This is a genomic window from Butyrivibrio sp. VCB2006, assembly GCF_000420945.1.
Taxonomy (GTDB): Bacteria; Bacillota; Clostridia; order Lachnospirales; family Lachnospiraceae; genus Butyrivibrio.
The window spans coordinates 79,276-98,544 of the sequence record NZ_ATVX01000005.1 but is presented as its reverse complement, the minus strand read 5'-3'; the positions used below and the strand labels follow the sequence as shown (position 1 = coordinate 98,544).

20 protein-coding genes and 1 tRNA gene are annotated in these 19,269 nt (G+C 42.2%); 2 read left to right on the top strand and 19 right to left on the bottom strand.

What is annotated here, in order from left to right; translation table 11 throughout:
* Positions 1 to 15: 15 nt before the first annotated feature.
* The 4 genes from G613_RS0106285 to G613_RS0106270 form a co-directional block, all read right to left on the bottom strand.
* A complete protein-coding gene (locus tag G613_RS0106285) occupies positions 16 to 1,239 on the bottom strand; it encodes a murein hydrolase activator EnvC family protein (protein ID WP_029674614.1) in 1,224 nt (407 codons plus the stop codon).
* Positions 1,240 to 1,263: 24 nt separating this feature from the next.
* Positions 1,264 to 2,160: a permease-like cell division protein FtsX gene (gene ftsX, locus G613_RS0106280; RefSeq protein ID WP_029231844.1), complete on the bottom strand. Its 897-nt coding sequence runs from the start codon at positions 2,158 to 2,160 to the stop codon at positions 1,264 to 1,266.
* Positions 2,150 to 2,890: a cell division ATP-binding protein FtsE gene (ftsE, locus tag G613_RS0106275; protein ID WP_029231843.1), complete on the bottom strand. Its 741-nt coding sequence runs from the start codon at positions 2,888 to 2,890 to the stop codon at positions 2,150 to 2,152. The genes ftsX and ftsE overlap by 11 nt, the downstream gene beginning before the upstream one ends.
* Before the next feature lie 69 nt (positions 2,891 to 2,959).
* Positions 2,960 to 4,042, bottom strand: a complete 1,083-nt coding sequence (locus G613_RS0106270; protein WP_029231842.1) for a PucR family transcriptional regulator — start codon at positions 4,040 to 4,042, stop codon at positions 2,960 to 2,962.
* 286 nt (positions 4,043 to 4,328) lie between these two features.
* Between G613_RS0106270 and G613_RS0106260 the strand changes: the two genes are divergently transcribed.
* Complete coding sequence (locus G613_RS0106260) at positions 4,329 to 4,517, top strand: YjfB family protein (RefSeq protein ID WP_029231841.1); 189 nt, start codon at positions 4,329 to 4,331, stop codon at positions 4,515 to 4,517.
* A gap of 44 nt (positions 4,518 to 4,561) precedes the next feature.
* Here G613_RS0106260 and G613_RS0106255 read toward each other — a convergent pair whose 3' ends face one another.
* The 13 genes from G613_RS0106255 to mtaB form a co-directional block, all read right to left on the bottom strand.
* On the bottom strand, positions 4,562 to 5,488 hold the full coding sequence (locus tag G613_RS0106255) for a CPBP family intramembrane glutamic endopeptidase (RefSeq protein ID WP_029231840.1): 927 nt from the start codon (positions 5,486 to 5,488) through the stop codon (positions 4,562 to 4,564).
* Between the two features lie 10 nt (positions 5,489 to 5,498).
* A complete protein-coding gene (locus G613_RS0106250; protein WP_029231839.1) occupies positions 5,499 to 6,329 on the bottom strand; it encodes a CvfB family protein in 831 nt (276 codons plus the stop codon).
* A 59-nt stretch (positions 6,330 to 6,388) separates the two neighbouring features.
* Positions 6,389 to 7,114, bottom strand: a complete 726-nt coding sequence (locus tag G613_RS0106245) for an acyl-[acyl-carrier-protein] thioesterase (RefSeq protein WP_029231838.1) — start codon at positions 7,112 to 7,114, stop codon at positions 6,389 to 6,391.
* A gap of 92 nt (positions 7,115 to 7,206) precedes the next feature.
* Positions 7,207 to 7,279 (bottom strand) — tRNA-Gln (locus G613_RS0106240).
* A gap of 132 nt (positions 7,280 to 7,411) precedes the next feature.
* Complete coding sequence (locus tag G613_RS0106235; protein ID WP_029231837.1) at positions 7,412 to 9,523, bottom strand: glutamine synthetase III family protein; 2,112 nt, start codon at positions 9,521 to 9,523, stop codon at positions 7,412 to 7,414.
* Positions 9,524 to 9,675: 152 nt separating this feature from the next.
* Positions 9,676 to 10,941: a peptidase U32 family protein gene (locus tag G613_RS0106230; RefSeq protein ID WP_029231836.1), complete on the bottom strand. Its 1,266-nt coding sequence runs from the start codon at positions 10,939 to 10,941 to the stop codon at positions 9,676 to 9,678.
* A 51-nt stretch (positions 10,942 to 10,992) separates the two neighbouring features.
* Positions 10,993 to 11,634, bottom strand: a complete 642-nt coding sequence (locus G613_RS0106225; RefSeq protein WP_029231835.1) for an O-methyltransferase — start codon at positions 11,632 to 11,634, stop codon at positions 10,993 to 10,995.
* Positions 11,627 to 12,097, bottom strand: a complete 471-nt coding sequence (locus G613_RS17910; RefSeq protein WP_029231834.1) for an endolytic transglycosylase MltG — start codon at positions 12,095 to 12,097, stop codon at positions 11,627 to 11,629. The genes G613_RS0106225 and G613_RS17910 overlap by 8 nt, the downstream gene beginning before the upstream one ends.
* Before the next feature lie 29 nt (positions 12,098 to 12,126).
* Positions 12,127 to 13,806 carry a ribonuclease J gene (locus tag G613_RS0106215; RefSeq protein WP_029231833.1) on the bottom strand — a complete coding sequence of 560 codons (1,680 nt, stop codon included), beginning with the start codon at positions 13,804 to 13,806 and terminating at the stop codon, positions 12,127 to 12,129.
* Between the two features lie 60 nt (positions 13,807 to 13,866).
* Positions 13,867 to 14,130: a DUF1292 domain-containing protein gene (locus G613_RS0106210; protein WP_029231832.1), complete on the bottom strand. Its 264-nt coding sequence runs from the start codon at positions 14,128 to 14,130 to the stop codon at positions 13,867 to 13,869.
* Positions 14,131 to 14,161: 31 nt separating this feature from the next.
* Positions 14,162 to 14,593, bottom strand: coding sequence for a Holliday junction resolvase RuvX (gene ruvX / locus G613_RS0106205; RefSeq protein WP_029231831.1), 432 nt, complete (start codon positions 14,591 to 14,593; stop codon positions 14,162 to 14,164).
* Between the two features lie 5 nt (positions 14,594 to 14,598).
* Positions 14,599 to 14,874: an IreB family regulatory phosphoprotein gene (locus tag G613_RS0106200; RefSeq protein WP_013282003.1), complete on the bottom strand. Its 276-nt coding sequence runs from the start codon at positions 14,872 to 14,874 to the stop codon at positions 14,599 to 14,601.
* A gap of 121 nt (positions 14,875 to 14,995) precedes the next feature.
* Positions 14,996 to 16,360, bottom strand: coding sequence for a tRNA (N(6)-L-threonylcarbamoyladenosine(37)-C(2))-methylthiotransferase MtaB (mtaB, locus tag G613_RS0106195; RefSeq protein ID WP_081647802.1), 1,365 nt, complete (start codon positions 16,358 to 16,360; stop codon positions 14,996 to 14,998).
* 113 nt (positions 16,361 to 16,473) lie between these two features.
* Here mtaB and G613_RS0106190 point away from each other — a divergent pair, with 113 nt between their 5' ends.
* Entirely contained in the window at positions 16,474 to 16,704 is a 231-nt protein-coding gene (locus tag G613_RS0106190; RefSeq protein WP_029231829.1) for an HPr family phosphocarrier protein, read from the top strand.
* 175 nt (positions 16,705 to 16,879) lie between these two features.
* Here G613_RS0106190 and thiI read toward each other — a convergent pair whose 3' ends face one another.
* Together thiI and G613_RS0106180 are read right to left on the bottom strand one after the other, a co-directional pair.
* The gene (thiI, locus tag G613_RS0106185; protein WP_029231828.1) at positions 16,880 to 18,082 is read right to left on the bottom strand and encodes a tRNA uracil 4-sulfurtransferase ThiI; all 1,203 of its coding nucleotides are present in this window, start codon (positions 18,080 to 18,082) and stop codon (positions 16,880 to 16,882) included.
* Between the two features lie 20 nt (positions 18,083 to 18,102).
* Complete coding sequence (locus G613_RS0106180) at positions 18,103 to 19,260, bottom strand: cysteine desulfurase family protein (RefSeq protein ID WP_029231827.1); 1,158 nt, start codon at positions 19,258 to 19,260, stop codon at positions 18,103 to 18,105.
* Positions 19,261 to 19,269 lie beyond the last annotated feature (9 nt).

Genomic DNA, 19,269 nt, shown 5'->3' with positions numbered 1-19,269 from the left:
ATTCACCTCTATGTTTTATTTAAGATAATTCCATGGGCTAACATATGCTCCATTTAATCTTACACCAAAATGGAGATGATTTCCCGTGGATCTTCCGGTAGATCCAACTGCAGCAATCTTAGTTCCGGCTGAAACGTCCTGTCCCTTAGATACATAAAGAGCTGAGCAGTGCATATAAACGGTATATAATCCGCCTCCATGGTTGATCATTACATAATTACCCATAGAGCTTTCGTAGGCTGCTGCCACAACTGTTCCAGCATAGGCCGCAAGAATAGGTGATCCTCCCGGTGCTGCAAGGTCTATACCGTTATGCATCTTCTCGATTCCAAGAGTAGGGTGCATTCTCATACCATAGTTATCGGATATTCTGGTATATTTAGGGCATGGCCAGGTGAACATTCCGCCATCGTAGGTATATCTGCTATAAAGTGCCTCTTTATCAGCCGCAACCTCTTTTTCAAGAGCTGCGATAGCAGCATTTTCTGCCTTGATCTCAGCCTCGTACTCCTTGATAGCCGCCTCTTTGTCGGTAATACTTGCCTGAACACTGTTAAGCTCTGCACTCTTCTGATTGAGAAGATTCTCAAGATTGGCCTGCTCCGCCTCTTTGGTTTCCTTGGCCTCATCAAGAGTTGCCTTTTCTTCCTCCAAAGCCTCTTTGGTAAGAGTGATCAGCTCTGTTGTTGCTATATACTCATCGAGCTTCATCCTGTCGTATGCGGACAAACTCTCAATGTAATCTGCCTTATTAAGCATATCGGCGAAGCTTCCGGATTCCATCAGAAGTTCCAGGTAAATAACGCCTCCGCGCTCATACATGAACTTGATACGCTTCTTCATGGCTTCGTACTGATTCTTCTGAATCTCCTCAGCCTCAGCCAGTTCCTGGGTTGTTGTCTCTATCTGCCCCTCTTTAACTGTAATCTGTTCTTCCAGCGAATCTATATTTTGCTGAACATCGGTAAGAGAAGCGTCGATCTTGGTGATATAGTTGTTAAGATTTGTTTTACTGCTCTCCAAATCTTTTTTTACTTTTTCAAGGTTCGTCTTGGCATTCTTGAGGGAGTCGCGCTCTTTTTTCGCATTGGATATCTGCTGTTCCTTGGCCTTGATGCTTTCTTCGGTAACATCGGCATGGGAAACAACAGTATTACTTCCCCAAAGAGATACCACCATAACTATACTCAGTAAAGCGTATAGTATTCTCTTTTTCTTACCTGTTATTAATCTGCTCAAACCAAATAAACTTCCCTTTCCGAATTACACATGCAAGTGCTTTCTGACTGTGGTGAAACTTCCAAAGAAACCAATACCGATACCTATAGCCAGAGAAATAGGTATTAGCTTATTGTAAACAACATCTACAGGCAAAAAGTTCAGCAGGGAGCTGAGCATAGTAAACTTAGATGCAACGTATTCAATTGCCTTTGTATAAACAAAATATACAATAACGAGCGGTATTATTGATCCTATTATTCCGATGAGAATACCCTCAACCACAAAAGGCGCTCTTACAAAGAAGTCTGTAGCACCGATATACTTCATGATATTGATCTCATCCTTCCGGACAGCAATACCCATGGTTACTGTGTTGCTGATAAGGAATATTGATACCAGCAAAAGAATAATGATAATACCACCGGATACATAAGCAATAAGCTTATTGACTCCGCTAAGTGTGGTAGCTGTAACCTCTGATCTGTTAACCTCTCTGACAACCGTTATGGACTCTGCATACGTAACAAGCGCGGGCTGCAAAGATACATCATTAAGATAAATCTGAAGGTTTGCAGAATCCGCAAGAGGATTCTCTGTAAAGCCGTCAGCATATTCTCCAAGGTATTCCTGCTTGAAGCCTTCCCAGGCCTCATCTGCGGAAACATATACTATCTCTCTTACTTCAGCTCTTTTCTCAAGATCACTCTTAACTGCAAGGATCTGGTCCTCTGTGGTACCTTCATTGAAGAATACTGTTACAGATACGCCTTCCTCAGCAGTCTTAACAACGTGCTGGAAGTTAGTGATTATTGAATAGAAAATGCCGAACAAGAATAAGCATGCGCTTATAGTCGCTACAGAAGCCAGTGTGTACCACTTATTTCTGCCCAGGTTTTTGAAGCCCTGTCCAATAGTGTAAAAGAAACTATTAATCCTCATCGATGTACATACCTTCTTCCTCGTCTTCTATAATGACGCCTTTTTTCATGGTAATAACTCGTTTCTTCATGGCATTAACGATTTCTCTGTTATGTGTAACCACGATAACAGTTGTACCGTTCTCATTAATCTGCTCCATGAGCTTCATAATTTCCCATGAATTGTTAGGATCAAGGTTTCCTGTAGGCTCGTCCGCAAGCAAAATAGCAGGTCTGTTGACCAGCGCTCTCGCAAGAGCAACTCTCTGCTGCTCACCACCTGACAACTGATTTATCTTACTCTTGTACTTGCCGGCCAGGTTAACTGTGGCAAGTATTGAAGGAACGTTTCGCTTGATCTCTCTTGTAGGAGTCTGCACAATTCTCTGCGCAAAAGCAACGTTCTCATACACGTTTCTGTCCTTGAGAAGACGGAAATCCTGGAATACAATTCCCAGATTTCTTCTGAACTTAGGAATCTTGCTGTGCTTGATTCTCCTAAGGTTATAGCCCAGAACAGTGATCTCACCGTCTGTAGGCACAAGTTCACGAAGGAGGAGCTTGATCAGCGTAGACTTACCTGATCCACTATCTCCCACAATAAAAACAAATTCACCCCTCTTGATATGAAGGGTGACTCCGTTTAAAGCCGGCGCACCCGTAGAATAAGATTTAGTCACGTTTTCAAGCGTGATAACCTCATCCTCCGGAATCTGCCTGTTTATTCTTTTTCTTTTGTATGATCTTTCCATAAATCTCCCCCGGATCCGAATGTAACTATCTCATGGCGAATTACAGTGCCATGTTTCTGAACCCTTTTATCAAGTAAATTTCTCCATATACTTCATGTATCTTACAACCATCAGCGCAATCTTAAAGGTGATCGCATCATCAAATACTCTAAGATCAAGTCCTGTACTCTTCTGCAGCTTGTCCAGTCTGTACACAAGAGTATTTCTGTGAATAAAGAGCTGTCTTGATGTCTCAGAAACATTAAGACTGTTCTCAAAGAACTTGTCGATAGTAGTAAGGGTTTCTTGATCGAAGTCGTCCGGATTTCTTCCCCCGAATATTTCCTTGATAAACATCTTGCAAAGAGGTATTGGAAGCTGGTAAATAAGTCGACCGATTCCCAGCTCGCTGTAGCAAATAACCTTTCTCTCATCGAAGAAGATCTTGCCTACATCCAGAGCCATCTTAGCCTCTTTGTAGGAACGGGAAACCTCTTTGATCTCGCCCACTACAGTACCGTAAGCAACTCTTACGCCGCTAAGTCCCTCTTTTTCAAGTGTCTGCAGCATTTCCTCTGCAACCTTGGAAATCTCGGATGGCTTGAGCATATCGCTCACATCCTTGACAACAATAACGTTGTCCTCATCAACTTCAGTAACAAAGTCATTTCCGTTTCCGAAATGAGTCCTTGTAATCTCAAGAGCGTTGTTATCGCGGCCATTTACAGACTCGATGATCATAGCCACTCTCTTGGCATCGGTTTGAATATGGAGTTTCTTGGCCCTTGAGTAAATATCAACCAAAAGCAGATTATCAAGAAGAAGGTTCTTGATAAAGTTGTCTTTGTCGAATCTCTCTTTGTAAGCAACCAAAAGACTCTGTATCTGATAGGCAATCATCTTGCCCAGCATATAAGTATTCTCTCCACTACCAGTACAAATCAGAATGTACTCAAGTTGCTGTTCATCATAAATTTTAAAATACTGGTGTCCCTGGATTTCCTGAGAATCTGCAGGTGAATCCACAAAATTTCTGGCAGGAACAGATACGTTGCCTATATCACTTGATGTAGATGCAACCTCCTTGCCATCAATATCAAGCACACAGAGATCAACGTGTGCGATAGTCTTAAGTCCATCAATTGTATTCTGGAGAATTTGATTAGAAATCATTTATCACTCTTTCTGCAACCTGATAAACCGCTGCGATAATAAAAACTATTGTCATTTTAATATAAATGTACAAAAAAATCTACCTCATTATAGCTGTTTTTTGTTCATTTTTTTGATTTCATCGTCAAAATCTACAAAAACGGACTTCTTTTTTTGTGTGGAAGAAAGCCTTTAGGAATCTAAGGCTCATAGAAAAAAATGTCGATATAAAAGATAGGATAAAGTGTATATGTGCGCGGATCCCCATGGGATCTGAAGTTACATTGCAGTTGCACAGGAGGTGCTTATGGATATTCCCGCTTTATCAATGGCACTATCTCAGAACAAGGTACTAAACGACGTTGGCGTAGCGGTACTGGCTAAGAGTCTCGATACTATGGAGAGCGCTGGAGAAGCGCTAGTATCAACAATTGACTCCGCAGCAGAATTATCTGTAAACCCCAATATCGGCGCCAATTTCGATATTAGGATCTGAGAAACAAAAGGCCCCATAACCGCAAGGTTATGGGGTTCTTCATGTTATACGTACGCAATGGAAAAAAACATAAATCCAACAGCAATCACCATGGCAATGATAAGCGGAATTGTCACAAGCTTATAGCCCTGCTTCCTGCAGTGTGGAATCGATAAAAGGAACTCTTTTCTTCCCTCATTCTCTGATATCTTCCTTACAATCAATAGTGCAAGAGTTGTAAAAAGAACTGCCGCCACCAAAAGGTATGCGTGGTAGATAATTGTTGAAACCGTTCCTCCAAGCTGTCCCATATAGTCACTTGCAAGCTCAGACGCCTCATCAATGGCATCACTGTTTACATACATCATCACAACTTCAATGGAGTTAAATACTGCATGAGCTATAAATGATGCCAGCACTGTACCTGTGGCCTCAACCAAAAGAGCGAGCATGATTCCCATAGCAACGCCATAGGCAAACTGGTTAAAGTTCATATGCATCATTCCAAAAAGAATGGATGACAACAGAATAGATCCTATTATTCTTCCGGTTCTCTGGTAGCTCTGAAGGATAACGCCTCTAAATATCACCTCTTCCACGAATGGTCCAAGGATTCCGATGGACAAGAACATGACCCACATCGGCATCTTGAGAACATCATCGCTAATAGCCGCCACCGCATTTTCCACAAACAGCATTGATATGGAATTTACAAATGCAACCATCGGGAAAAGAGTTATAACATAAACTACAATAAGGACTACGGAAGTCACTTTTATTTTTCGAAATGGTATAAGTACCGAAAACTTCTCTCCGCTGTACAAAACAGCTGCTATAGCCGGTATCAGCACAACAGCCTCACTTAGTATATTGTTGGCTAAAATAGATATTTCCGATCCACCGTTCAGATACCACAAAGAGAGAACAAGTACCAGGCCAAGGGTGGCCAAAATCATATACAAATATGTTCTGTTTGCTCTCCTATAATCCATAATCTCAACCTCAAATCTTATCTATGCTGTCTTTGCCGATTGTAATACGACCTTCCTTGAGAAGTCGTCCAACGGCTCTCTTAAATTCGTTCTTACTCATCTGAGTCTTTTCTCTGATAAGTTCAGGTGAAGCCTTGTCCGTAAATGGAAGCCTGCCGCCGCCTTTTTCAATCATCTCCATAAGCTTCTGAGCATCCTCGTCCATCTGAAGATAAGCCTTTTCTCTGATACTGAGATTAAGTCTGCCATCTTCCTTGACCGAGGTGATTCTGGCGTTAACGCTGTCTCCGATCTTCACATTGCCAAAGAGCTCTTTCTTGGGAATAAGTCCTGAATAAATATCATCAACCGCAACGAAAGCTCCGAAATTATCGCTGAGCTCATAAACGGTTCCGATTACCTTGTCATCCTTGGAGTATGGGCTGTTGCACTTAAGATATGGATAAACATTCATCGTCACAGCAAGACGGCTGCTCTTGTCCACATAAAGGGCACACAGAACTTCCTCTCCGGCCTTAACCTTTCTTGTCTGCTCTCTGAATGGAAGCAGTACATCCTTTTCAAGGCCCCAATCCATAAATGCTCCGATTTTGCTGGTTTCTTTTACCTTGAGAACTCTTACATCTCCCAGCATTATCTTGGGCTCTTTGGTTGTAGCAATAAGTCTGTCATCCGAATCCTTGTAGATGAACACCTCGATCTCGGAACCAACCTCTGTACCTGCAGGAACCTGCTTGATAGGTAAAAGAACTTTATCCTCCGCGCCTTCCTCTGCAAGGTATACACCAAAGTCTACCTTCTTAACAACTGTAAGCTTCTGCTTCTCTCCAAGTTTAATCATAATGTCTTCCGTCCTTTCTTTTGGCATGCCATCAACATGCTAAACACTACTGCATGATCTTAATTAGTTTCAAACTGAACAACGCATACGCTTTCCTCGTTCTTGTCATTCAGACTAACTGTATAAATAATATTATCACCCATAATACTCTTAACCACAACCGGATATAATACATCCCCTAAAAGAGCCTGTTTCTTGTACTCAGCTCTCAAAGAAACAATATTCTTGTCCTTGTCGGAAAGGCTTTCCATAGCCATTCTGATGTACTGTCCGTTATTAACATGGTTATTGGTGTCCAAATGGTGCTTCCTTACAACTATTTCCTCTGCTACCCTGGAATTTCCCTCTGGAATGGCAATTTTCCTATCCTTGTAGTCCATTTCCATCTTATCCTCAATAGGATAGGCATCTATAATCTCCGGCGTAACTCTTGTAGGCACACCCTTCACAAAATCAAACAATGTCCAAACAGAATTGGCTACTGCCAGCATTTCCCCATCCCTGGTCTTCATAAAGAAATTACGAAGTCCCATAGGTCCCTTTAAGGTGTAAGGAATTGTACCAATCGTAACCTCTTCGCAGAGCTTGGGGAGTCTTTTTATCTCTATCTGCCAGGAGTTAAGTACCCAGGCAATCCCTTTTTCTCTAAGATACTCCATAGTGGCAGGGCCATCCTGAGTCTGGAAGGTGGAACAATCCTGGAAATAATCAATTAAAGACTCTATGGTCAATACTGCACTACTATCTACTTCACTGTATCTGATCCGGGAATCAAAGCTGTACATATGGGCCTCCTACATAGGCTAAAATAGTTTTGCTAACAGTATATCATGATATAAAAAAAACGAGATTGGAAAAGCCAATCTCGTTTTGAAAGCTGGGCTAGTAGGATTCGAACCTACGTAATGACGGAGTCAGAGTCCGTTGCCTTACCGCTTGGCGATAGCCCATCGACAAGAAGTAATTATACGCAGGTAAATAATAAAATGCAAGCACTTTTTTAAAATTTTTATAAAAATCGTTATAACGATTAATATCAATACTGCCATTCGCATTTGAAATAACGCGAATGGCAGTAAATATCAGCCTTCAAATAAAAGATCAGCGTATGTTGGGAATGGCCAATCTTTTTTATCTACAAGCATCTCAAGAGCATCAGCAGGCTCTCTGAGTGCTGTCATTACAGGTCTAACCTTATCCTTATAGAAGAAAGCAAGTTCTCTCTGATTTGAAATCTTACCAGCCTTAGCCTCAAGCTTCTTGAGATCATCAAGAGCCTTCTTCATCTTGCTAAGGTTACTCTGAATTTCCTTAAGCTCATCAGTCTGAACTGAAGCATCAACTCCAGCAGCCTTGATAGCATTAACATCGCCAGCAAGTCTTCCAGCATACTTCATAACAGCAGGAATGATCTGCTTGGATGCCATGTCTATCATGGTAAGTGCTTCAATATTGATAGTCTTGGCATAAGATTCAAAAATAATCTCTTTTCTTGACTCAAGCTCTGTCTTGGTATATACACCAAAGCTCTCAAAGAGCTCAATAGCCTTCTTGGTAGTAAGTGTATCAGCAGCTTCAATAGTAGATGCGATGTTAGGAAGTCCACGTCTCTTAGCCTCTTCTACCCATGCATCTGAATATCCATCGCCGTTGAAAATAATTCTCTGATGATCTGTAAGGTATTCCTTGATCAGATCATGTACTGCCTCATCAAAATTCTTGGCCTTTTCAAGCTTATCAGCAGCCTCACAGAAAGCCTCAGCAACAATAGTGTTGAGAGTTGTGTTGGAGCTGGCCATAGAATCAGATGAGCCAACCATTCTGAACTCAAACTTATTACCTGTGAAAGCAAATGGTGATGTTCTGTTTCTGTCAGTAGCGTCTTTTTCAAACTCAGGAAGTGTAGAAACACCAGTCTTGAGCTTGCCACCTCTCTTACTGGACTTGGCAACACCTGTCTCAATAAGCTGTCTTACTACATCCTCAAGCTGTTCTCCAAGGAATACAGAAATAATAGCTGGAGGAGCCTCGTTAGCGCCAAGTCTGTGGTCATTACCAACATCTGATGCACTCTGTCTGAGAAGATCTGCGTGAGTATCAACTGCCTTGAGGATACAAGCCAGTACAAAAAGGAACTGAATATTCTTATTAGGAGTATCACCTGGATCAAGAAGGTTAACTCCGTCATCTGTGCAAAGTGACCAGTTATCATGCTTACCAGAACCATTTACACCTGCAAATGGCTTCTCGTGAAGAAGGCATCTCATGTGGTGATGCTCAGCAACACGCTTCATGGTCTCCATTATGATCTGGTTGTGATCTACAGCAATGTTGGCTGTCTCATAAACAGGAGCAAGCTCGTGCTGTCCAGGAGCAACCTCGTTGTGCTGTGTCTTATCAGGAACTCCAAGCTTCCAAAGCTCTACATTGAGATCCTTCATGAACTCTCCGACTCTCTCACGGATTACACCAAAGTAGTGGTCCTCCATCTCCTGTCCCTTAGGTGGCTGAGCACCGAAAAGAGTTCTTCCTGTAAAAATAAGGTCTTCACGTTTCATGGACTTATCCCAGTCCACAAGGAAATATTCCTGCTCAGGTCCTACGGAAACGTTAACCTTAGTAGCAGTAGTATTACCAAATAGTCTTACAATTCTAAGAGCCTCTCTGTTAATAGCCTCCATGGAACGAAGAAGTGGAGTCTTCTTATCGAGAGCCTCTCCTGTATATGAACAGAAAGCGGTAGGAATGCAAAGTGTAACGCCCGCGCCTGATTCCTTGAGGAAAGCAGGTGATGTGATGTCCCAGGTTGTATAGCCTCTTGCCTCGAATGTGGCACGAAGACCTCCTGAAGGGAATGATGAAGCATCAGGCTCGCCCTTAATAAGTTCTTTTCCAGAGAAAGAGGTGATCATTCTTCCATCCTTGTCAGCGCTGCCAACAAAAGAATCATGCTTCTCAGCAGTAATACCTGTAAGTGGCTGGAACCAATGAGTATAGTGAGTAGCGCCGTGCTCTACTGCCCACTCCTTCATTGCGTTAGCTACAACATCAGCTGACTCCTTGGACAATTCTCCGCCATGCTCAGTAACGTTTACAACATCCTTGTAAACATTCTTGGGAAGACGCTCTCTCATCTTGGCAAGAGTAAAGACGTTCTGTCCGAAAATCTCTTCTACATTTACATTGTTACCCATGTAATTCCACATTCCTTTCGCACAATTTATTCAATCGATAACCGCAGAAAAATGCATAAAAACAAATACATCTTACAACAAGATATGGAAATCGCAAAGTATTTTTTATAGCAGAAATCAGATGTCACCATATAGCAACATCTGATCAGCTGTTAAATACCGCAATCCGGTGTATTAATTTCTTCAGTAGCTTCTTTTGCCTTCACTCTGAGAACATCGTACCTCTCAGGAGTCTCGGATAACTTTACAAAAAGAGTCTGCTTGGAATGAGGGCAGGACTCCACAGGAGTTCCATCCTCTGCGTACATAGCCTCTACCTTAACCTTAACATCGGTTCCGTCAGGCTTCATGATCTCGATTTCATCACCAACAGAGAATTTATTTCTCTGCTCGAACTTAGCGCATCCTCTCTCGTCAATATCGCCTACAATACCAAGGTAAATGTACTCGTTTACATAGGTATTGTTGTCATAGATCTGAGTCTCGTCACTTGGTTTGCCAAAGTAGAAGCCTGTAGTGAACTGACGATATGTGCACTTGGAAATCTGATCAAGATACCAGGGCATATTCTCCCTGTACTTGTCCTCAGATTCAAAATAGTCATCAATAGCTTTTCTATAAGTTCTGGCAACTGTAGCAACATAAAGAGCTGTCTTCATTCTGCCTTCGATCTTGAAGCTGTCGATATCAGCATCCACCATCTCAGGAATATGCTCGATCATGCACAGATCCTTGGAGTTAAAGATATAAGTTCCTCTCTCATTCTCATAGACAGGAAGGTACTCTCCGGGTCTTTTTTCTTCCACAACAGCGTATTTCCATCTGCAAGGGTGTGTACAAGCGCCCTTGTTGGCATCTCTTCCGGTGAAGTAGTTGGATAGAAGACATCTTCCGGAATAGGAAATACACATAGCACCATGAATAAAGCACTCCATTTCCAGATCATCCGGAATCTTTGAAGTAATCTCCTTAATCTCACGAAGAGATAATTCTCTGGCGGCAACTACTCTTTTAGCGCCAAGTTCATACCAGAAATTGTAGGTCTCATAGTTAGTATTGTTAGCCTGAGTTGATACATGAATGTCTATTTCAGGGCAAATTCTTCTGGCCTTCATAAATATTCCGGGATCCGCAATAATAAGCGCATCCGGTTTAAGTTCCTTAAGTTCATGAAGATATTTCTCCACTCCGTCAAGGTCATAGTTATGGGCAAGGATATTAACTGTTACATGCACCTTAACTCCGTGAGCATGCGCAAACTCAATACCCTCTTTCATTTCCTCCGGGCTGAAATTCTTGGCCTTAGCACGCAGTCCAAAGGCATCTCCTCCGATGAAAACAGCATCTGCGCCAAACATAACAGCTGTTTTTAATACTTCCAAACTACTTGCCGGAATCAGTAACTCAGGTTTTTTCATTGATTTCTCCATATTTCTAAAAACAAATTAATACATCTATAAATATCTATCTTATAGCCTTACCGAAAGGGTCATTCCGTCGCCAACTGTAAGAATAACCGTATTCAGAGCCTCATTGTGCTTGAGCTCATACAGATATTCCCTCATTCTTGCATGAATCGTTCTGTCTCTCCTTGTAACAGCAAATCGGGATTCTATAACATCCCCGTCCTGAAGGACATTGTCTGATACCAGAAGGCCTCCCTTATTAAGGATTCTAAGACAATCCGGTAAAAAATTAATATACTGGCCCTTAGCTGCATCCATAAAAATAAAATCATACCCCGGAGAGAGCGTTTTGAGAATTTCTGTCGCATCACCTTCTAGGAGTGTGATTTTATTATGAGTGTCGTACTGTATAAAGTTCTGTCTTGCTATAGGTATGCGCTTTTCAAATTTCTCTATGGTTGTGATCTTGGTATCAATATCACTGTATTCTGCCATCAGTAGAGCAGAAAAACCTACAGCACAGCCAACCTCCAGAATATTCTTGGGTCTTGACTGTGCCATTAAGAATTTAAGTAGCGCCTGTGTATCCTTACGAATTATAGGAACATCAGTCTCTTTGGCTCTTTTCTCCAATTCATCAAGATAGGGAGCATTTCCCGGATCAAGTGAATTGATAAAGGCCGTCATTCTGTCCTGTTCAACCACCGTTTGTTTCCTCTTGTACTTCAGGCTGTGGCTCCACTGTCTCTTCAACAGAATCCTCTGTTCCCGACTCTGACTGACTGCTGCCCTCCGAATTAGTGGTAGCACCTGCCGCCATAATCTGAAGCATCTCCTCAGGAGTCATAGATGTGCTAAGTTCGTAGGTACCCGGAGCTTCTAATCCATGGTAATCCGAGAACTTTTCCTGAAGCTTAAATAAGTTTTTGTCTGTAATAAGGCCTACGCTTGCAAGTTTATCCGCTATTGTATTAGCAGAATCACCGCTTGCTATTGTCACAGTAACAGTTCTGCCTGTTCCCGAAGAAACAGGAACCTGATTAAAAATGTGATATCCATACTCGTAGGCAAGCTTGGAATATCTGCTTATCAGCATGATTACAATAATAACAAATGCAATTTTAACCGCTGCATCCAGCAGACCAAGCACCAGCTTTCTAACGTTCATTGGTCTCTCCCAGGCCACTAACCTTCCTATCAGAAATTAGTATCCATAATGATAGGCATGATCATTGGTCTTCTCTTTGTCTTCTTCCAGATATAATCGCTAAGAGCATCCTTAACAATACCCTTGAGCTTACCCCAGTCAGTAACACCCTTATCAAGAGCTTCCGTAACATCATCAAGAACAAGATCCGTAGCATCATCTATCAGCTTGTCTGATTCTCTTACATATACAAAGCCTCTTGAAACTATACTTGGCCCGGATACGAGCTGTCCGCTCTCTTTATCTATTCCAAATACAACTATTACAATACCATCTTCAGCCAAATGTTGTCTATCTCTAAGGACAACATTACCTACATCGCCCACGCCGAGACCATCAACAAGGATTGCTCCGAACGGAACCTTACCCTTAACCTTGGCGCTCTCATCATCCATCTCCAGAACCTCTCCGGAATGAAGGATAAAGATATTCTCCTTGGCAATTCCAAGATCTCTTGCAATATTAGCCTGAGCTATAAGATGTCTGTACTCACCATGAACAGGAATTGAATATTTAGGCTTAACCAGAGTATAGATAAGCTTGATATCCTCCTGGCACGCATGTCCTGATACATGAACATCCTGGAAAATAACGTCTGCACCCTTCATCTGAAGCTCATTGATGATGTTTGTAACAGCCTTCTCATTACCCGGAATAGGGTGAGAAGAGAAAATAACTGTATCTCCGGCTCCGATAGAAAGCTTTCTGTGCTGGCCGTTAGCCATTCTGCTAAGAGCCGCCATACTTTCTCCCTGGCTTCCGGTGGTGATGATGACCGTCTTATTCTCCGGATAATCCTTGAGATGTTCGATATCAATAAGAGTGTTCTCCGGAATGTGGATACACTCAAGCTTCTGAGCTATATCAATAATGCTGACCATGCTGCGGCCTTCTACCACAACCTTTCTGCCGCACTTATGGGCAGTGTTAATGATCTGCTGAACACGGTCTACATTGGATGCAAAGGTAGCAACAATAATTCTGTTATTCTCATGCTCATCAAAAAGAGATGCAAGTGCCCTTCCTACAGTCTTCTCAGATGCAGTAAATCCCGGTCTCTCAGCATTTGTTGAATCGCACATAAGAGCCAGAACGCCCTTTTTACCAATCTCGGCAAATCTCTGAAGATCGATAGGATCGCCGTAAACCGGTGTGTAGTCAACCTTAAAGTCACCTGTGTGCACAACAATTCCCGCCGGTGAATAAATAGCCAGCGCTGCTGCATCTACGATGGAGTGGTTGGTTCTGATGAACTCAACTCTGAACTGTCCAAGGTTAATAGACTGTCCAAACTTAACAACCTTTCTTCTGGTGTTCTTCAGAAGGTTGTGCTCCTCCAGTTTGTGCTCAATGATGCCCATTGTAAGTCTTGTGGCATAAACAGGAACATTAAGCTCATGAAGGACATATGGAAGCGCTCCGATATGATCTTCATGTCCGTGGGTAATAACAAACCCCTTAACTTTATCAATATTTTCCTGCAAATATGTGATGTCAGGAATAACAAGGTCGATTCCAAGCATGTCGTCATCAGGAAAAGACAAACCGCAATCCACCACAATAATACTGTCCTCATATCTGAAGGCAGTGATGTTCATTCCAATCTGCTCAAGGCCACCTAACGGGATGACCTGCAGCTTGGAGGTATTTTCAATTTTCTTTTTGCTCAAATTATTTCCTCCATAATTTATAGGCGGAGATACAGAAATAGATATAAACCAAAGTCCCCGTTAAATATCCAGATCTATATCATCCTCAGCAAGGAGCTTGCGAAATACACCTGCAACTGCTTCCAGTTCCAGATCATCGTCAACGATCGCATAAAGCGCCTGCTCATCTTTAATATCGGAGTCGTCGCGCAAAATAAGCGCCTCTCCGTCACCATCTTCTTCATCTGTGACAAGAAGGTAAGTCTTGGCACCAATAACAGTCTGTTCCAAACAATAGAATTCTACCGGCTCTTCTCCGTCCGGGCTAAAAATAATCTTTTCCAAAATAAATCTCCGTTCAATTACTGTAGATAGCTTACTCTGCCTTATCCTTGGAATTATCAAGATAATCCTGAAGTATTATCTGCGCAGCTATCATATCCACATATTCTTTTCTGTCTCGTCCTCTGATTCCGGCCTCGTCCATGATCTCATCCGCCTCTACAGTTGTAAGGCGTTCATCCCACATAATAACCGGAATACCTGTCCTTCTCTCGATCTTGTCTTTGAATTCCAGGCACAACTGTGAGCGCTCAGAGGGGGTCTGGTCCATATTGAGTGGAAGTCCCAAAACAATCTTAGTAACCCCATACTCTCCAATCAGCTCCTCAATGCGCGCTAATGTTTTTCTTAACTTATTCTCCTCTTTCCTACGGACAATCTCTTTACCCTGAGCAGTCAAAAGAAGCTCATCACTAATAGCAACTCCAACAGTCTTAGAGCCGTAGTCAAGACCCATAATACGCATAAATCTTATTTCCTTGCCCAGTCATTGCTCTTGATGTACTCTGTGAGCATCTCCTCAACAAGTTCATCACGCTCAACCTTCATGATAAGGCTTCTTGCGCCCTGGTGACTTGTGATATATGTTGGGTCACCGGACATAATATATCCAACAATCTGGTTAACCGGGTTGTAACCTTTCTCTAAAAGTGCATCATAAACAACAGAGAGAACCTTCTTAACACCAGTTTCCGGCTCAACCTCAACCTTGAAATATTGGGTATTTCCTAAATCCTGATCTGCCATATTCATTCTCCATTCATGTAATATTTTCAGAGAGTCTTCGCATCTGCTCTCTTAAAATCCAAATGCATATACATATTAATATTACACTAACCGATTTAAATAAGCAACGTACCGCAAATTCTCACACAAGAAGCGTCTCCGGATTAAGGAAGCCTGAAATAGTTTCCATTGTGATTTCTCCGGACACAGTAGCCTTAAATCGTGGGCTATCCTCTGAAGCAGCAACTCTGACATATCTGTCAGTATGTCCGATAATATAGTTTTTCCCTTTTATTTCCTCGCAGTCTTCCCACAGAACACCTACAGTCTCTCCGATAAAAGAGCTTCTGTATTTCTCGGACTGCTCTTTAGTCATCTTAAGAAGCACTTCACTTCTTGCAGTCTTTTCTCTGTCTGTAAGCTGCTCCTTCATGCCGGCAGCAACAGTTCCTTTTCTTGGTGAATACTTAAAGACATGCATCTCGTAGAAATTGATTTCTTCCACAAAAGCTCTGCATTCCTCAAATTCCTCCTCTGTTTCTCCGGGGAATCCGACAATAACATCAGTTGTAATAGCCGGTCTGTCAAAGGCCTCTCTAAGGAGTCTTACGCTCTCTTCAAACTCTGCAGCTGTATAATGTCTGTTCATTCTCTTAAGAACAGAATCACATCCGCTCTGAAGTGACAGATGAAAATGAGGACAAAGCTTATCAATAGCAGCAAGTCTCTTGGTATTTTCCGGTGATACTAGCCTCGGTTCAACAGATCCAAGTCTGATTCTCTCAATGCCGTCTATATCTGCAATCTTCTCAACAAGATCCACCAGCATCGGCTGCCCCTTATCAACTCCATAGGAGCCAATATGGATTCCGGTGAGAACAACCTCTTTACAGCCCTTCCGGACAAGTCCCTTAATCTCAGCAAGAACTTCCTCCATCTCTCTGCTGCGGACTCTTCCTCTTGCATATGGAATAACGCAGTATGAGCAGAACTGGTTACATCCGTCCTGAATCTTGATGTAAGCCCTTGTGTGCTCTGGCATCTCTGAAAGAGTCATTTCTTCGTACACATTTGTATGATTAATATCGATAATTGAGGTTCCGCCAAGGGTTTTATCCTCAAAATCCCCCTTAGCTTCCAGGAAGCTGTTCAATATTTCGACAATTTCAGACTTTTTATTATTTCCAACCGCCAGATCGATGCACTCGTCCTTTTTAACACCATCTATGCCTGTTTCCACGTAGCAGCCTACAGCAACCACGATAGAATCAGGGTTCTCCTTCTTGGCTTTGTGAAGCATCTGCCTGGACTTCCTGTCTGCGATGTTTGTAACAGTACAGGTGTTGATAATATAGATGTCTGCCTTGTCAGTAAACTGGACTATTTCGCAACCGGCCTCGCGAAGCCTGATTGCCATGACATCCATCTCATAGCTATTAACTTTGCATCCAAGGTTGTGCATGGCAACCTTCATTCCATTTACGGTATTTGGTGTATTGTTCAACATTTTCTCCGATCTTTCGCAGTTTTATCAAAAACTCATATCTTTTTAAGGCCTAGGTCATTGACTTTTATCTTTTCTACGTTTACTATAAAGTAAAAGAAGGAGGTATTTGCTCGATGAAGACCATTAAAATTTCTTTAAATTCTATCGATAAGGTTAAATCTTTTGTAAACGATATTACGAAGTTTGATTATGATTTCGATCTCGTTTCAGGAAGATACGTTATCGACGCAAAGTCTATTATGGGTATTTTCTCATTGGATCTTTCTAAGCCAATCGATCTCAATATCCATGCAGAAGACGGCGCAGATGAGGTTCTTGAGATTCTCAAGCCTTACATGATCTAATCTTAAGGATTAGATCCTCTAAAAAAAGATTATTACAGACCATCCTAAACCTCGGTTTAAGATGGTCTTTTTGTGTAGAGCACTTGATGAGGTATTTCACGAATCTAGTGCGAACCACTTCTGTGTACTTAGCGAGGTACTATCGAGCTTAGTACAGCAGAAGTATCCATTCTGATCACTTCTCGATTGTGATAATCTCATCAGTCTCAAGAGCCACTTTTACAAGCTCATCGATCTTCTCTACGAGATTCTCCTCGTGCTTCTTGATAATATCAAGTCTTGGCTTTGTTACAGGATGCTTAGCTACAAATATTGTGCAGCAATCTTCGTAAGGAAGAATTGAAGTCTCGTAAGCATCAATCTTAACAGAAATATCAACGATATCCTGCTTGTCAAAAGCTATAAGAGGTCTGTAAACAGGCATATCTGTTACAACCTCGCCTGTGCACATAAGACTCTGCATAGTCTGTGAAGCTACCTGTCCGATACTCTCACCTGTGATAAGTCCCATACAGCCTGTCTGGCCTGCGATAATGTCAGCAATCTTCATCATATATCTTCTCATGATGATAGTAAGCTCATCATGTGGACACTTCTCGTAAATATACATCTGAATATCAGTAAAGTTGATGACATGAAGTCTTACCTTACCTGTGTACTTGGCTACAACTCCGGCAAGATCAATTACCTTCTGCTTAGCCTTCTCACTTGTATATGGCGGAGCATTGAAGTAAATTGCCTCAATATCAACACCTCTCTTGGCAACCATGTAACCGGCAACAGGCGAATCAATACCACCTGACAAAAGAAGCATCGCCTTACCTGCAGTACCGATTGGCATTCCGCCGGGTCCTGGAATAATCTCGGAAAAGATATTAAGCTTCTCTCTAAGTTCTACATTCAGAAGGATCTCCGGGTTATGAACATCAACCTTCATCTCAGGGAAGGTATCAAGGATTCTTGCACCAAGCTCAGCGCCCATCTCCATGGAATCCATAGGATAGCTCTTATCAACACGGCGAACCTTAACCTTAAAGGTCTTGTGCTTGTCAGAATATACTCCGTCAATGAAATCCATAACTGCCTTGGAAACGCCATCGATATCAGGAAGGTGATTTTCTCCATCTCTGTTAATTGTTACAGCCGGGCAGATTCCTGTTACACCAAAAACTGTTCCAAGCTGGTCTACAACCTCGTTGAAATCAAAGCCTTCAGCCTCGATGTAGATTCTTCCTGCAACTCTTGAAACGCTAAATGATCCGTCGCACTTTGCAAGAACTCTTTGGATCTGTTTAACAAGGGCTTCTTCGAAAATATATCTGTTCTTACCCTTTACTCCGATCTCTGCATACTTGATTATAAAAGCATGGTACTGCATAAAAATATCCTTCCTAATAATTAGTGACGGTAGAATTTCCTCATGGTATCTACCTGTGAACATAGTGTATCCAATAAATAATCTATTTCTTCTTTGGTTGTCATAACCGACATACTGATACGTATTGTTGACTCAAGAAGATTCTTATCAAGGCCAATAGCCTTCAGTGTATCTGAGACATGAGGGTTGTTCGATGTACATGCACTTCCTGCAGAAACGTAGATTCCCTTGCTGCTGAGCATATTAAGAACTGTCTCTGCCGCAAGGCCCTTTATTGAAACGCTCACAATATGAGGCGCACCCTTTGAAACCTCAGGTCCGTTTATCTTAATATCCGAAAGTCTCTCGTTAAGAGAATCCACCAGATACTGCTTTAATTCATAGAGCTTTTTGATGTGCTCATCAAAGTCTGTATAGCACATCTTGGCTGCCAGGGCGATTCCCATGATTCCAGGAACATTCTCTGTTCCTGAACGCATTCCCTTCTGCTGTCCCCCGCCATAGCAGATATTAACTATCTTGGTGCCTTTTTTGATATATAAAAATCCAATTCCTTTAGGGCCGTGGATCTTGTGCCCACTTACAGATAAAAGATCTATATTCATGGATCTTGGTCTTATCAAAACCTTACCATAAGCCTGAACTGCATCCACATGGAAATAGATGTCAGGGTTAATAGACTTAATAAGCTTGCCGGCATCCTCGATAGGCTCGATAGCACCGATCTCATTATTAACAAACATCATGGATACCAGGATTGTATCCGGTCTGATAGCTGCTCTAAGGACCTCCAGGTCCACAACACCGTCAGGACCAACAGGAAGATAAGTCGTCTCAAAGCCCTCTTTTTCCAGGAATGTGCAGGTCTCCTGAATTGCAGGATGCTCTATAGAAGTAGTAATAATGTGCTTGCCGCGCCATTTGTTGGCTCTTGCCACGCCGATAAGTGCCAGGTTATCTGACTCTGTTCCACCGGAGGTAAAAAGAATCTCCTGTGGGTCAACCTTAAGTGTTGCTGCAATTGTCTCTCTAGCCTGGGCTACTCTGTCCCCTGCCACAGTGCCCATGTGATGAACACTTGAGGCATTGCCGTATTCTTCTGTCATTGCCTTGACCACAGCCTGAGCTACTTCATCAAAAGCTCTGGTCGTAGCTGAATTATCCAAATATGCTTCCATTTTCTAAAT

Bases quoted from the DNA above. Each gene is read 5' to 3' on its own strand.
- ftsX (WP_029231844.1), bottom strand. From the start codon at position 2,160: ATGAGGATTAATAGTTTCTTTTACACTATTGGACAGGGCTTCAAAAAC.
- ftsE (WP_029231843.1), bottom strand. From the start codon at position 2,890: ATGGAAAGATCATACAAAAGAAAAAGAATAAACAGGCAGATTCCGGAG.
- G613_RS0106270 (WP_029231842.1), bottom strand. From the start codon at position 4,042: ATGATTTCTAATCAAATTCTCCAGAATACAATTGATGGACTTAAGACT.
- G613_RS0106260 (WP_029231841.1), top strand. From the start codon at position 4,329: ATGGATATTCCCGCTTTATCAATGGCACTATCTCAGAACAAGGTACTA.
- G613_RS0106255 (WP_029231840.1), bottom strand. From the start codon at position 5,488: ATGGATTATAGGAGAGCAAACAGAACATATTTGTATATGATTTTGGCC.
- G613_RS0106250 (WP_029231839.1), bottom strand. From the start codon at position 6,329: ATGATTAAACTTGGAGAGAAGCAGAAGCTTACAGTTGTTAAGAAGGTA.
- G613_RS0106245 (WP_029231838.1), bottom strand. From the start codon at position 7,114: ATGTACAGCTTTGATTCCCGGATCAGATACAGTGAAGTAGATAGTAGT.
- G613_RS0106235 (WP_029231837.1), bottom strand. From the start codon at position 9,523: ATGGGTAACAATGTAAATGTAGAAGAGATTTTCGGACAGAACGTCTTT.
- G613_RS0106230 (WP_029231836.1), bottom strand. From the start codon at position 10,941: ATGAAAAAACCTGAGTTACTGATTCCGGCAAGTAGTTTGGAAGTATTA.
- G613_RS17910 (WP_029231834.1), bottom strand. From the start codon at position 12,097: ATGAACGTTAGAAAGCTGGTGCTTGGTCTGCTGGATGCAGCGGTTAAA.
- ruvX (WP_029231831.1), bottom strand. From the start codon at position 14,593: ATGCGTATTATGGGTCTTGACTACGGCTCTAAGACTGTTGGAGTTGCT.
- G613_RS0106200 (WP_013282003.1), bottom strand. From the start codon at position 14,874: ATGGCAGATCAGGATTTAGGAAATACCCAATATTTCAAGGTTGAGGTT.
- mtaB (WP_081647802.1), bottom strand. From the start codon at position 16,360: ATGTTGAACAATACACCAAATACCGTAAATGGAATGAAGGTTGCCATG.
- G613_RS0106190 (WP_029231829.1), top strand. From the start codon at position 16,474: ATGAAGACCATTAAAATTTCTTTAAATTCTATCGATAAGGTTAAATCT.
- thiI (WP_029231828.1), bottom strand. From the start codon at position 18,082: ATGCAGTACCATGCTTTTATAATCAAGTATGCAGAGATCGGAGTAAAG.
- G613_RS0106180 (WP_029231827.1), bottom strand. From the start codon at position 19,260: ATGGAAGCATATTTGGATAATTCAGCTACGACCAGAGCTTTTGATGAA.